This window comes from Anaerostipes caccae L1-92, from assembly GCF_014467075.1.
Classification (GTDB): Bacteria; Bacillota; Clostridia; order Lachnospirales; family Lachnospiraceae; genus Anaerostipes; species Anaerostipes caccae.
The window spans coordinates 1,925,225-1,939,089 of record NZ_AP023027.1 but is presented as its reverse complement, the minus strand read 5'-3'; the positions used below and the strand labels follow the sequence as shown (position 1 = coordinate 1,939,089).

The window sequence follows — 13,865 nt, the reverse complement described above, 5'->3', positions numbered from 1 at the left end:
ATCAAACACACTCCTTTACTCACTTTATCTCTGGATATTATTGTATCACAGGAGACCTAAATATGATATAATAGCAAAAGAAAAAAATGAAAGCAGGATTACGTTTGAAGTCATTATTTATTACAGAAAAACCAAGCGTGGCAAGAGAATTTGCCAATGCACTGGACCTGAAACCGTCCAGCAGGGACGGATATCTGGAGAGTGAGAAAGCCGTGATTACATGGTGTGTGGGCCATCTCGTTACCATGTCATATCCGGATAAGTATGATCCCAGTCTGAAGCGGTGGGATTTAGAAACACTTCCGTTTCTGCCGGAAGATTATAAGTATGAGATTATTCCGGGGGTAAAGAAACAGTATGATATTGTATGTTCACTCCTGAACCGGGAAGACATCGATACGATCTATGTGTGCACCGACTCCGGACGGGAAGGAGAATATATTTACCGGCTGGTGGATCAGGAAGCCCATGTGACTGGAAAACAGAAGAAGAGAGTCTGGATCGATTCCCAGACGAAGGAAGAGGTGCTCAGAGGAGTCCGGGAGGCCAAAGACCTGAGTGAGTATGATAATCTGGCTTCTGCCGCTTACTTGCGGGCAAAGGAAGATTATCTGATGGGGATCAACTTTTCCAGGGTACTGACCTTAAAGTATGGCTGGACCCTTGGAAACTTCATGAAACAAAAGCGAAGTGTCGTTGTGGCTGTGGGCAGGGTCATGACCTGTGTCCTCGGCATGATCGTAAAAAGAGAACGGGAGATCAGGAGCTTTGTCCCTATACCTTTTTATAAAGTGCTCTCCCACATTACACCGCAGGGTGTAAAGATCGAGTCTGAATGGAAGGAGGTAAAGGGTTCCAGATATTTTGAGTCAAAGAAATTATACAAAGACAACGGGTTTTTAAAAAAAGAGGATGCAGAGGCCTTTATAAAAGAAATAGAAGAAGCCTCCGGTATGGAGACGATAGTGGAAGCTTCTTCAAAACGCCAGGAGAAAAAGAATCCGCCCCTTTTATACAATCTGGCAGAACTTCAGAATCAGTGCTCCAAGATGTTCAAGTTAAGTCCTGATGAGACACTGAAGATTGTTCAGGAATTGTATGAAAAAAAACTGGTCACTTATCCGAGAACCGATGCGAGAGTTTTGTCTAGCGCAGTTTCTAAAGAAATTTATAAAAATCTGTCAGGATTAAAAAATTACGGAATCCTCTCGGAAACAGCTGCGGAAATTTTAGATAAGAAGTCCTACACCGGACTTGCAAAAACCAGATATGTAGATGATAAAAAGATCACGGACCACTATGCCATCATCCCGACCGGACAGGCTTTGAATAACTTAAAAAGCGTTTCACAGACCGGGCAGAAGGTGTATGAAGTGATTGTCCGGCGGTTTTTATGTATCTTTCTGCCTCCGGCGGTATATTCTAAGATAAAGCTGGTGACAAAAACGGCGGGAGAAACCTTTACCGCAAATTTCAAATTGCTTGTAGATCCCGGATATCTTTTAGTAGCCGGAGGAAAAGAGGCCAAAAAGCAGGATTCTGTTTCCAAAGAGCAGACAGATGCTATACTCTCCCTGAAAAAGGGAATGAAGCTTCCGATTAAAAAACATTTGATCAAGGATGGTACTACAACCCCTCCGAAGCGTTATAATTCCGGTTCTTTGATTCTCGCCATGGAAAATGCGGGGCAGCTCATCGAAGACGAAGATTTGAGAGCGCAGATCAGAGGAAGCGGAATCGGAACAAGCGCAACACGGGCCGAGATCGTCAAAAAACTGATCAATAATCAATACATAGCGCTGAATAAAAAGACCCAGACGGTAACGCCGACACTGATGGGTGAGATGATCTTTGACGTGGTCAGAGGCTCTATCCATTCTCTTCTGAATCCGGAGCTTACCGCAAGCTGGGAAAAAGGGCTCACCTATGTGGCAGAAGGCACAGTAAGTGAAGAAGAGTATATGAAGAAACTGAATCATTTTGTGGCAAAGCATACCGATGCGGTCAAAAGGACGAATCATCAGTATATACTGCGCAGAATGTTTGACGAGACTGCAAAATATTATGTAAACAAGAAAGGGAAAGGTGAAAAAGAATGAAACAGCTGACAAACAAGGAATTATTCAAAGATATGGATCAGACGATAGCAAAAGAACTGTTTGAAGAGACTACATATCCATGGGAAGTGCTGGCGCTGATCGGCGATTTTATCTTAAAGACGGGCCCGGAACTTCCCGAGGAAGAATTTGACCGGATCGGCGATGATGTCTGGATCGCAAAATCTGCTGTTATCGCAAGAACTGCGGAGATTAATGGTCCGGCTATCATCGGGGCAGGCACTGAGGTAAGGCCGGGAGCCTTTATCCGCGGCAATGCGCTGATCGGTGATAACTGTGTGGTCGGGAACTCAACAGAAATAAAAAATGATATACTGTTTAATAATGTGCAGGTTCCCCATTATAACTACGTTGGAGATTCTATTTTAGGATATAAATCCCATATGGGTGCGGGGTCGATTACATCCAATGTAAAATCCGACAAGACCAATGTAGTGATTAAATGCGGGGAACAGAAAATTGAAACCGGAAGAAAGAAAATAGGGGCAATCCTGGGAGATCATGTGGAAGTAGGCTGCGGCACTGTTTTAAATCCCGGGTCTGTTGTCGGAGCGAATACGAATATATATCCTCTTTCCATGGTAAGAGGATATATCGAGGAAAACAGTATTTATAAAAAAGCAGGGGAGATCGCCCAAAAACAATAAACAAAGAAAGGATTTCACAGCATGAGAAAAAGAATGATGACTCTGACGCTTTTCATCTGCGTTTCTTTTGCGCTTTCCGGCTGCGGGAAAGCTTCCAAACAGGAAATCATCGAATCGGAATACTACCAGAAATTACAGGACCAGAACGAAAAGCTCAGCCAGGATCTGAAGAGGTCTAGAGCAAGGGAAGATTCGCTGGACAAAAAAATTAAAGAAATACACGAATATACCGGTGATCAGAAGCTGGCTGCCTACAAAAAGGAAGTGGCGGGGAGCACCATTTCAAAGACAGATTTTGTCCGTATCCAAAAGGGAAAGGCGTACCAAAGTTTTGCTGTCACGAATGAGCCCGTTTGTAATTTTGTGAAAGATATTGTGCAGAATTCATATCGCATCATAGGGCTGACGGTCACCGATCTGCGGGAAAAATATCACGGTAATATTTACTCTTATGCACTGATCGATGAGGATAATTCTACGTATGAATTTAAGGTTTATGGGAACAGCTATATTGTATTTGACCAGATTCCTGAAAATGTATACTGCTTCAACAATGCAAGCGTCATTGGGGATGGGCTGATCGACGCGGTTAACGTCAAACATTATCCTTCCTATCTGGAAAGGCTTGCAGATGCGTCCCTGATCATCACAGATCAAAAGCTGAAATTTAACGAAACAGCTGTTCAGGTATCTGAACTCCTGCGGAATGCCAAGGCAGATAAGAAAAAACATGACACTGCGAAGTGGACTGAGTACCGTTTTTATACGCAGGGAACACTGACCAGTCTTTCGGTATCGGAAGAGGGGACGTCTTTTTGCATCACGGATAAAAAGGGCAGCCAAAAGTTTTATACAGCCAGCGAAAAATCACTTTCCAAAATTAAAAAATTGTTAAAGTAAATAGTTCTTAAGAGGGTAACATGATGAACAAAGAAGGGGATATAAAGGTATTATAATATGCACGCCATAAGGAGCAAAAATATATGGGGGATTGTTAAGCGGACGCTGAACAAAGTAGATCCCCGTCTGGTTGAACACGGAGAGAGGGTAGCTTACATTGCTCTCAAAATTTTAGAAGAGGCAGAGGGAGAGATCTCACACGAGATGCTGAAAAATGTCCTTCTGGTATGTCTCATTCATGATATCGGGGCATATAAAACAGAAGAAATTGACTGTATCGTGGAATTTGAATCGAGAAATGTATGGGAACATTCCATTTACGGCAGCTTATTCCTCAAAATGTTTTCGCCTCTTTCCGAATATACGGAGGCAGTGCTTTACCATCATGCGGATTACTGCCTGATGAAGGAGCAGGGAGTGAAAGGACGTACTCTTTTCCTTGCAGATGTCATTCATCTGGCGGACAGAACTGATCTGCTGTGGCAGACAAAGGCACAAATAAGGGAAAAACTTGAGGAGAGAAAAGGAAGGGAGTTTTCTGAGTTTGCCGTTGAGACACTTCTGCGTGCGGAGGAGAAATATCAAATCGGCCGGGCACTGAAGGACGGCTCCTTCGAGGAGGAATTGGAAGACATCATAGAAAAGATGAGATTTACGGAAGATGAGCAGCGGACTTACCTGGAAATGCTGGCATATTCCATCGACTTCCGCAGTGAGTTCATGGTGCTTCACACGATAACAACGGTTAATGCCAGCATTGCCATAGCAAATATTATGGGAATTCCCGGTGACAGGTCAGACCGCCTGTATTACGGCGCTCTGCTCCATGATATCGGAAAGGTTGCCACACCGGTTGAAATATTAGAAAAGCCGGGGGCACTGACACCGGACGAATACAAGATCATGCAGGAGCATGTAGTTGACAGCGGAAGAATTCTGAAAGAATACGTCCATCCTGATATATATAAGATCGCAGTCAGACATCATGAAAAGCTGGACGGCTCCGGGTATCCTCTGGGTCTTACGGGAGATCAGCTTTCCAGGGAGGAAAGAATCTGTGCGGTGGCGGACATCATCAGTGCACTGATCCGAAAGCGCAGCTATAAGCAGGTCTTCTCAAAGGAACAGACCTTGAAGATACTCGGTGACATGGCCCGCAGAAATCAAATATGTCCGGAAGTTACAAAGGCCGTTTCCATGAATTATGATTTTCTTATGGAGGAGATCGATAAAAACGGAGAGCGGCTGATGCTGATATATCAGCAAATGAAGGATGAGTACAGAGAGATGCTCGGGATGCTGAAAGAACAGGGATTTCCAAAGATGCTGTCCTAATCTTTTTTCTGATATAGTCACTATTTTATGAAAAACGAAGAATAAAAATAATTTCCCACTCCAGATTCGGAGTGGGATTTTTTTGTGATGATATCATAACAAATACACAAATGAGCATATTCACATTAAAAAGTGAATATGCTTGACATGCTGCCGAAATATGCTATAATTTGAAACATAAGAACAGATGCACAATAAATAAAGCAAATGCACAGATGGAGGTAATGGTATGATCACAGATATGGGTACAATATTACGAAAGGCAAAAGCAGAAGGATATGGAGTTGCAGCACCAAATGTATGGAACGGTGTTACGGTAAAGAGTGTTTTTGAAGCCGCTGAAGAGCTGAAAGCACCGGTCATCTTTGACTGCGCAGGAATCCACAGCCTGGAGGAAACGATAGACACAGTGAACTACTATAAGCACAAGTTTCCGACTGTATCAGGGGCGATCAACTTAGACCACGGCGGGGATTTTGAAGAAATCATGACGGCTATCCGGTGCGGATGCACATCCGTCATGGTAGACCGCTCCACACTGCCATTTGAAGAGAATGTAAAAGAGGTTGCAGAGATCGTTAAAATTGCTCATGCTGTCGGTGTTTCTGTGGAAGCGGAATTAGGGCATGTCGGACAGGGATTTGAATATGAACAGACCAGGGATTCAGGGCTTACGAGAAAGGATGAGGCCGCAGAGTTTGTAAAACAGACCGGGGTCGACTGTCTGGCAGTTTCTGTAGGAACATCCCATGGCACATACAAGGGAACTCCAAAACTTGAGTTCGAATTACTGGCTGAGCTCCATCAGATGCTCGAAATTCCGCTGGTTCTTCACGGGGGATCGGGGACAGGAGATGACAATCTACGAAAAGCAGTGCAGACAGGAATCCAGAAAGTAAATTTATGTACAGACTTGAGCAATGCAGGGCTTGCACAATTAAAAGAATATCTCGGAATTGACTATGACAGCATGGTAAAGGACGGAAGTCTCGGAGAGTTTGGAAACCAGAGTGCCAACATGTATGACTTGTCAAATGCTATGGGAGAAGGCTATAAAAACCTGCTGAAACATTATATGAGATTATTCGGCGGAGAGAACAGAGCATAGAGACTTTTAGGACAGCAGAAAAGGAGCAGATTATGAGCGAAGGGAAAATGAGATTCGGATGTTTAGTAAAAAAAGGTGTGGCAGAAGTCAGGGAAAGAGATTTGCCGGAAATCGGTGAGTATGATGTCCTTTTGAAAATGAAAGCCTGCAACATCTGCACTACAGACTACGGACAATGGCTTGGCTTGAGAGAGCACCAGGGATATCCGATGGCAGGAGGACATGAGGCTGCCGGTATCGTACAGAAAGTCGGATCCAAGGTGGCTGATTTTAAAATCGGTGATCTGGTTGCAACGGGATATGAAGGCTGCGGAAACTGTTCTGCCTGCCGGAACGGACAGGTGGATCAGTGTGAAGACATCAGAAAAGACACGGAAGACGGATACCGCTGGGGCTTCTTCGGATTTTCAGACTATTGTGTGAAAAGTGTGCGGGGCATTTACAAAATAGCAGCTTCTGTGAACCCGGCTGAGGCAGGATTTTTAGAACCGCTGGCTACAGTACTCCACGGGGCAAAAAAATTAAGGCTGAAGCCATTTGATACTGTGGCCGTCATTGGGGCAGGAACGATGGGGCTGATCAATGCACAGGTGGCAAAGGCTTATGGATGCCGTGTGATTGTATCAGAAATGATTCCGAAGAAACTTGAGACTGCCAGGGCTATGGGATTTGAGGTCATTGACTGTAATCAGGCGGATCCTGTGGAGGAAGTAAAAAGGCTGACAGAAGGAAAGGGAACGGATGCTGTTATCGCTGCTGTAGGAGTCACAGCGGCTAATGATCAGGGTCTGAAAATGATCAAAGAAAAAGACGGTAAACTGCTGCTGTTTGCGGCCGGCTATCCGGCACCGGAATTACATATTGATTCCAATGAAATGCATTACCGCAGGATGGAACTGATCGGAACCTTTGGCGCAGACAATGAAGATTTCCAGGAAGCTGCGAGAGCACTTAGCACAGGAGTTGTAGATGTATCTAAGCTAATTGAAGAAAAAACGTTCAAATTAGATCAGATCCAGGAAGCATTTGAAGAGGCAAGCAAGCCGGGAATGTATAGGGTAAGTGTCTTATTGGATCAGCAGTAAAAAAGTGAAAGTTTATCAGCAAGAGCAAATGATTTTCCGCATTGATACAGAGGGATTCTTAAATGACGATGAAGATGATGACTAAATCATCTTCAGAATGTCACAGAAAAGGAGAATGAGGTATGGCGAAAAAATTAGCAGTCAGAGTTGATGACCGCCTGATCCACGGACAAGTGGTTACCCAGTGGGTGAAAGTCTTTCATGCACAGAAAATCGTTGTCATTGATGATCAGGTGGCGATAGATAAAATGCAGAAAAGTATACTGAAATTTGCAGCGCCGCCGGACTTGAAAGTCAGTATTTTATCCGTAGAGAAGGCAGCGGAAGCCTGGAAGAAAAATAAGTTTGGCTCCGGAAATGTGTTCGTATTATTCCGGGATGTAAAGCAAATAGCTAAACTCCAGGAAGCAGGCGTATCTTTTGATGAGATTACCATCGGCCAGATGGCAGTCATTCATGACAGAAAACAGATTTACAAGCAGGTAGGACTCTCAGAAAGTGAAGCACAGACCCTGATGGACATTGAAAAGAGCGGGGTGAAGCTGTGTTTCCAGATGCAGCCAACTGACAGGAAAGAGTCTTTGGAAATTATGAGGAAGACATTTCCGAATCTTCATTAAGAGGAAAAGGAGGATGAAAATATGACGATTTCATTAATGCAGGCTATATTGCTGGGTTTGTTCTGCGGCATAGCCAAATGCTGCATTCCCTATACGACAGGGGCCTTTATGTTCAACACTGTAATTTTTAATGCTGTCATTATCGGTGCTGTCATGGGAGACATGACACAGGCAATGATCATCGGTGCGTCTCTGCAGCTGATTTACCTGGGTGTCATTTCCGCCGGCGGAAATCAGCCCACAGATCCATGTCTGGCTTCCTATGTTGCAATTCCGGTTGCTATGGTTTCCGGACTTAATACAACAGCTGCGGTTGCCCTGGCAGTGCCGGTAGGACTTCTGGGAGCACAGCTGATGAATCTTGACTATCTGCTGAATGGATTTTTTGCCCAGAGAGGAGATACCTTTGCGGAAAAAGGTGATGCAGCAGGAATGACAAGGTGGTCTGTTATTTACTGCGGCATTATCAGAGCTTTAATGTTTGCAGTGCCCGTGGCGACTGCCCTTTATTTTGGAAGCGGTGCATTACAGGGAATCCTGGATGATATTCCGAAGTTCGTAACAAATGGACTTTCTGCCATGGGAGCATGTCTGCCTGCTGTAGGATTTGCAATCATAGCAAATCTAATCTCCAAACCGAGGTACATGCCGTTTTTCTTTGCAGGTTTCTTCCTGATCCAATATACAAAAATCGGAACAATTCCATTGCTTCTGGCCGGACTCTTTCTTACATTCCTCTATATTACATTTACTATAAAGGATTATAAAGGAGAGGCAGAAGATGAGGATGACGAGGATGAAGAGGAAGAAGAATACGATGAGACAATAAAACTGCTCGGAAAAAAAGACATATTCCATGCATGGATGCGCTGGTGGATCGGTGCAGAAGTCGGACACAGCTTTGAAAGAATGCAGGCGCCTAGTTTTTGTACAGCGCTGGTGCCGGCACTGAAAAAATTCTATCCGGGAGAAGAGAATAAAGAGCATTACTGTGAAGCACTGAAACGCCATATGACATTTTTTAACACAGAGGCTCACTGGGGCGGCGGCCCAATTCTTGGACTGACTCTGGCAATGGAAGAGAAGAAGTCACAAAATTATGATGTAATACCGGGTGAAGTGGTAATGAATCTTAAGACAGGCCTGATGGGGCCGCTGGCCGGAATCGGCGATACCATTTCCTGGTCCACCCTCATGTATCTGTTTATCGGATTGTTCCTGCCCCTTGCAAAACAGGGAAATCCCCTGGGAGGAATTGGACCGGTCGTATGCTTAACTGTTGTCTGTTTTTGTATCGGCTACTTTCTGACCTCCAAATGTTATACGTTTGGATACTCTTTTGCGGAAAATATGCTGAAATCCGGACTGGTCAATATGATCATTGCAGGAGCAAGCATCTTAGGTCTGTTTATGATGGGAGGCCTTGCCTCAACTTATGTTACGGTGTCCACACCGTTAAAATTCGCAACCAGTGCGTACACAACGACTCTGCAGTCTATCTTCGACTCTATTATACCCGGCCTTCTTCCTCTGGCTGTAGTGTTATGCGTATGGGGATACCTTGCAAAGGTCAAGAGAAATTATTTTGCGGCCACTCTGGGGCTGACCATTGTTTCACTCATTTTAGGATGTCTAGGGATAATTATATAAAAGGATGAATGGTTTCGATTGACGGATTACATATCATTTCTATATACTAGTAGTAAGACAAACAAATTTGCAGAAGACAGGGAGACGCAGGAAGTTGAAAGACGAACGGTTCATGATGAAAGTTGTAAAGATGTATTACAAAAACGGCATGTCGCAGGTGGATATCGGTAAGAAATTAAACGTGTCCAGGATGACGGTCGCAAGAGCATTGGAGCAGGCCAGAAAACAGGGATATGTACAGATTAAAATCAATTTTCCTGAAAACAGTGCTGCCAATGAAGAAGAATTCCTTGAAGAAAAATTTGACCTTAAAGAAGCAATCATAGCTTATCCCAGAGAAGGGGAGGTCATCGAAGAAATCGGGTTTCTCACGGCAGACTACATGATCAGGATCATGAAAAACCATATGACCCTGGCACTTACAAAGGGAATTACTCTTCAAAAGGCTATTCAGTATCTGGAAAAAGATATGAGACTGAGGCTGCAAAAGTATAAGGATGTAAAAGTAGTTCCATTGTCCGGTTCCAATAATCCGCCGGCTTCTGCGGATGAAGAATACCGTCTGGCATATTCCAATTATCTGATCGATGTGGTCGCTAAGATTTTAAAAGTAAGTGCATATCAGATCATGGCACCACTGGTCGTTGCAGACGAGCAGGCCAAACAGAAGTTTATGGAAGAAGAAAGTGTCCGCAACGTCATTGAGATAGCGGAAGGCGCAGATGTAGCAGTGTTTGGGATCGGTGCATTGGATTACAATTCAACCATCATGAATACAGATATTATTCCACCGGGAGAATATGACCGTCTAAAAGATAAAGGAGGGGTCGGCGAGATTCTCTGCCATGTTTTTGACATAGAAGGAAACCTGATTGAAGATTCTTTCAACAAGCGCCTGGTCAGTATTTCATTTGAGAATTTAAAGAAGATACCGATCAGAGTAGGGGTCGCCTACGGCAAAGAAAAGCGGCAGGCAATTCTGGGCGCGCTGAGGGCAGGCATTGTAAATGTCCTGATCACCGATATGCAGGCGGCGGAATATTTGATAGCTGTAGAACAATAAAACACATATTAACATAATTTAAGGAGGTCCAAATGAACAACTTCACATACTCAATTCCAACAAAGATTCACTTTGGAAAGGGACAGATCGCTCATTTATCTGAACTTAGGGAGAGCGGAGAAAAGGTTCTGCTTGTCTATGGAGGCGGCAGCATTAAAAAAGCAGGAATCTATGATACCGCGATGAAGATTTTGAAAGATGCGGGACTTTGTGTGTCCGAACTTTCCGGTGTGGAGCCTAATCCGCGGATAGAGTCTGTGGTAAAGGGAGTAGGAATCTGTAAGGAAGAAAACATTGACATGGTCCTTGCCATCGGAGGAGGAAGTGTTATCGACTGTGGGAAAGTTATAGCAGCCGGAGCCTGCAGTGAAGAAGATCCATGGGAACTTGTTTTACACCCGGAAAAGATCACTGCCGCACTGCCGATTTACTCTGTGCTTACATTGGCAGCCACCGGATCTGAAATGGATAAGTTTGCGGTAATCTCCGATCTCAAGAAAAATGAAAAATGGGGAACAGCCAGTGAGCATATGAAACCAAAGATGTCTATTATGGATCCGGAGTATACATATTCTGTTTCCAAAAAGCAGACGGCAGCAGGTACAGCAGATATGATCAGTCATATTTTTGAAAATTATTTTACCAATGTGTCCAATGCTGATGTACAGGCACGGTTTGCGGAGGGTCTCTTAAAGAACTGCTTTTACTATGGGCCTGTTGCGCTGGAACACCCGGATGATTATGATGCCAGGGCCAATCTCATGTGGACATCCAGCATGGCGATCAACGGCATTCTTTCAGACGGAGCCGAAGTTGCATGGTGTGTACATCCCATGGAGCACGAATTAAGTGCATTTTATGATATCACCCACGGGGAGGGACTTGCAATCCTCACACCTCACTGGATGGAGTTTGCACTGAATGAAGCTACGGCGAAGAAATTTGCAGACTACGGAAGAAATGTCTGGAATCTGCCGATGGCAGAAGATGACATGGAGACAGCGAGAAAGGCCATCAACTGTACGAAGGAGTTCTTTAAAGACATGGGGCTTCCTTCTACATTGAGAGAAGTAGGAATTGATGAAACCTATTTTGATGTCATGGCAGAAAAAGCGGCGGCGGGCTGTAAAGGCTCTTATGTGGAACTCACGAAGGAAGATATCGTTCACATTTATGAAAATGCATTATAGGGTCAGAGCAAAATAACAGAAAAAGGCCGGAGTCCTGCGAATGGAACCCGGCCTTTTCCAGTCCGCGAAAAAATACAAAACATTACAAAGTTATTGAGATAATTTCTTGTTTTAATTTTAACAATATGATAAAATAAACTAGAGCAAATGAGCTTAAAAACATTACTTACATATGAGTGTGGAATGTTTATTATTTATTCACTGAAAGGAGTTTCAACATGATTTATTCACATGAAGTAGAACAAATGTGTACTGTAGCTCAGGGTGTAAACCACGGAGCTGCTCCGATCCCTGAAGAAGCAAAATGGATCAGTGCAAAAAACGTAACTGATATTTCCGGGCTGACTCACGGTATTGGATGGTGTGCACCTCAGCAGGGGGGATGTAAGTTAACTCTGAACGTAAAAGAAGGAATTATCCAGGAAGCATTGGTAGAGACTATCGGATGTTCTGGTATGACTCACTCAGCTGCCATGGCATCTGAAATTTTACCAGGAAGAACAATTTTAGAAGCATTAAATACAGACTTAGTATGTGATGCTATCAATACAGCGATGAGAGAACTGTTCTTACAGATCGTATACGGAAGAACCCAGAGTGCTTTCTCTGAGGACGGGCTTCCAATCGGAGCAGGGCTTGAAGATTTAGGAAAAGGGTTAAGATCTCAGGTTGGTACTATGTACGGTACACTGAAAAAAGGACCTCGTTACCTTGAAATGGCTGAAGGATATGTTACAGGAATCGCTTTGGACGAAGAAGATCAGATTATCGGATACCAGTTTGTAAGCTTTGGTAAGATGATGGACTTCATCAAGGCAGGCGATGACGCTCAGACAGCTTTAGACAAAGCAAAAGGTCAGTACGGCAGAGTAGATGATGCTGCTAAAATCATTGACCCGAGAAATCAATAGGAGGTAACGAACATGGCTTTATTTGAATCATATGAGAGAAGAGAGAAACAAATTCTTGCTGTATTAAAAGAATATGGTATTAATTCTATTGAAGAAGCTGCTGAAGTTACAAAAGCTGCAGGATTAGATGTTTATTCTCAGGTAGAAGGCATCCAGCCGATCTGTTTTGAAAATGCAAAATGGGCTTACACCGTAGGTGCTGCCATTGCAATCAAAAAAGGCTGCACAAGAGCTGCTGACGCTGCTGCTGCAATCGGTGAAGGACTTCAGGCATTCTGTATTCCCGGATCTGTTGCAGAACAGAGAAAAGTAGGTCTTGGACATGGTAACTTAGGTAAGATGCTTCTGGAAGAAGAGACAGAATGTTTTGCATTCTTAGCAGGACATGAGTCTTTTGCAGCAGCAGAAGGTGCGATTGGTATCGCTGAAAAAGCGAACAAAGTACGCCAGAAACCACTTCGTGTTATCTTAAATGGTCTTGGAAAAGATGCTGCACAGATCATTTCCAGAATCAATGGATTTACATTTGTTGAAACTAAGATGGACTACTCCACAGGAAAAGTAGAAGAAGTATTCAGAAAATCTTACTCAGAAGGACTGAGAGCAAAGGTTAACTGCTACGGTGCAAATGATGTAACAGAAGGTGTTGCTATCATGCACAAAGAAGGTGTTGACGTTTCTATCACAGGAAACTCTACGAACCCAACACGTTTCCAGCACCCGGTTGCAGGTACATACAAAAAAGAATGTATCGAGCAGGGTAAAAAATACTTCTCTGTTGCATCCGGCGGTGGTACAGGCCGTACACTCCATCCGGACAACATGGCTGCAGGACCGGCTTCTTATGGTATGACAGATACTATGGGACGTATGCATTCTGATGCACAGTTCGCAGGATCTTCTTCCGTACCGGCTCACGTTGAAATGATGGGTCTGATCGGAATGGGCAACAACCCGATGGTAGGTGCAACTGTTGCAGTTGCAGTTGCGATCGAGGAAGCTGCAAAAGAAGGTAAGTTCTAAGAAATGGCTTAAAATAAGGATCTCTGATGGTGTGAATGGCTGTCAGAGGTCCTTTTTTGGTGTGCGTAGGTTACAAATTACTCGGAAAAGATAGGTATTTCTATTTTTTTGTTTACAAATATTGTATAATAAGACAAATTAGTATTTATGGTGATAGAAAATGACAATAAACGAAAAGTGCCCTTGTAAAAAACAAAAAGTGAGGTTTATGGCAAA

General features: G+C 43.7%; 12 protein-coding genes. All 12 read left to right on the top strand.

The genetic code is table 11. From position 1 onward, the window contains the following. The first annotated feature begins 86 nt into the window (after nucleotides 1-86). Nucleotides 87-2,099, top strand: coding sequence for a DNA topoisomerase (locus ANCC_RS09520; protein WP_006566846.1), 2,013 nt, complete (start codon nucleotides 87-89; stop codon nucleotides 2,097-2,099). Then, nucleotides 2,096-2,764, top strand: coding sequence for an acyltransferase (locus ANCC_RS09515; RefSeq protein WP_006566847.1), 669 nt, complete (start codon nucleotides 2,096-2,098; stop codon nucleotides 2,762-2,764). The genes ANCC_RS09520 and ANCC_RS09515 overlap by 4 nt, the downstream gene beginning before the upstream one ends. Before the next feature lie 21 nt (nucleotides 2,765-2,785). After that, nucleotides 2,786-3,664 carry a hypothetical protein gene (locus tag ANCC_RS09510; RefSeq protein ID WP_006566848.1) on the top strand — a complete coding sequence of 293 codons (879 nt, stop codon included), beginning with the start codon at nucleotides 2,786-2,788 and terminating at the stop codon, nucleotides 3,662-3,664. Between the two features lie 57 nt (nucleotides 3,665-3,721). Beyond that, nucleotides 3,722-4,999, top strand: coding sequence for an HD domain-containing phosphohydrolase (locus tag ANCC_RS09505; protein WP_006566849.1), 1,278 nt, complete (start codon nucleotides 3,722-3,724; stop codon nucleotides 4,997-4,999). A gap of 229 nt (nucleotides 5,000-5,228) precedes the next feature. Further along, nucleotides 5,229-6,107, top strand: a complete 879-nt coding sequence (locus ANCC_RS09500) for a class II fructose-bisphosphate aldolase (protein ID WP_006566850.1) — start codon at nucleotides 5,229-5,231, stop codon at nucleotides 6,105-6,107. Nucleotides 6,108-6,139: 32 nt separating this feature from the next. Further along, nucleotides 6,140-7,192, top strand: coding sequence for a zinc-dependent alcohol dehydrogenase (locus ANCC_RS09495; protein ID WP_006566851.1), 1,053 nt, complete (start codon nucleotides 6,140-6,142; stop codon nucleotides 7,190-7,192). Between the two features lie 122 nt (nucleotides 7,193-7,314). After that, the gene (locus ANCC_RS09490) at nucleotides 7,315-7,812 is read left to right on the top strand and encodes a PTS sugar transporter subunit IIB (RefSeq protein WP_006566852.1); all 498 of its coding nucleotides are present in this window, start codon (nucleotides 7,315-7,317) and stop codon (nucleotides 7,810-7,812) included. Between the two features lie 21 nt (nucleotides 7,813-7,833). After that, a complete protein-coding gene (locus ANCC_RS09485; RefSeq protein ID WP_009289570.1) occupies nucleotides 7,834-9,462 on the top strand; it encodes a PTS system mannose/fructose/sorbose family transporter subunit IID in 1,629 nt (542 codons plus the stop codon). A gap of 94 nt (nucleotides 9,463-9,556) precedes the next feature. Next, the gene (locus ANCC_RS09480; protein ID WP_022261172.1) at nucleotides 9,557-10,525 is read left to right on the top strand and encodes a sugar-binding transcriptional regulator; all 969 of its coding nucleotides are present in this window, start codon (nucleotides 9,557-9,559) and stop codon (nucleotides 10,523-10,525) included. A 32-nt stretch (nucleotides 10,526-10,557) separates the two neighbouring features. Further along, complete coding sequence (locus tag ANCC_RS09475) at nucleotides 10,558-11,715, top strand: iron-containing alcohol dehydrogenase (RefSeq protein ID WP_006566855.1); 1,158 nt, start codon at nucleotides 10,558-10,560, stop codon at nucleotides 11,713-11,715. 218 nt (nucleotides 11,716-11,933) lie between these two features. Next, nucleotides 11,934-12,626 (top strand): iron-sulfur cluster assembly scaffold protein, encoded by a 693-nt coding sequence (locus ANCC_RS09470; protein WP_006566856.1) that lies wholly within the window; start codon nucleotides 11,934-11,936, stop codon nucleotides 12,624-12,626. Nucleotides 12,627-12,638: 12 nt separating this feature from the next. After that, nucleotides 12,639-13,649, top strand: a complete 1,011-nt coding sequence (locus ANCC_RS09465) for a GGGtGRT protein (protein ID WP_006566857.1) — start codon at nucleotides 12,639-12,641, stop codon at nucleotides 13,647-13,649. Nucleotides 13,650-13,865: the final 216 nt, after the last annotated feature.

Coding starts and splice junctions, on each gene's coding strand:
- ANCC_RS09520 (WP_006566846.1), top strand. CDS start 87: ATGAAAGCAGGATTACGTTTGAAGTCATTATTTATTACAGAAAAACCA.
- ANCC_RS09515 (WP_006566847.1), top strand. CDS start 2,096: ATGAAACAGCTGACAAACAAGGAATTATTCAAAGATATGGATCAGACG.
- ANCC_RS09510 (WP_006566848.1), top strand. CDS start 2,786: ATGAGAAAAAGAATGATGACTCTGACGCTTTTCATCTGCGTTTCTTTT.
- ANCC_RS09505 (WP_006566849.1), top strand. CDS start 3,722: ATGCACGCCATAAGGAGCAAAAATATATGGGGGATTGTTAAGCGGACG.
- ANCC_RS09500 (WP_006566850.1), top strand. CDS start 5,229: ATGATCACAGATATGGGTACAATATTACGAAAGGCAAAAGCAGAAGGA.
- ANCC_RS09495 (WP_006566851.1), top strand. CDS start 6,140: ATGAGCGAAGGGAAAATGAGATTCGGATGTTTAGTAAAAAAAGGTGTG.
- ANCC_RS09490 (WP_006566852.1), top strand. CDS start 7,315: ATGGCGAAAAAATTAGCAGTCAGAGTTGATGACCGCCTGATCCACGGA.
- ANCC_RS09485 (WP_009289570.1), top strand. CDS start 7,834: ATGACGATTTCATTAATGCAGGCTATATTGCTGGGTTTGTTCTGCGGC.
- ANCC_RS09475 (WP_006566855.1), top strand. CDS start 10,558: ATGAACAACTTCACATACTCAATTCCAACAAAGATTCACTTTGGAAAG.
- ANCC_RS09470 (WP_006566856.1), top strand. CDS start 11,934: ATGATTTATTCACATGAAGTAGAACAAATGTGTACTGTAGCTCAGGGT.
- ANCC_RS09465 (WP_006566857.1), top strand. CDS start 12,639: ATGGCTTTATTTGAATCATATGAGAGAAGAGAGAAACAAATTCTTGCT.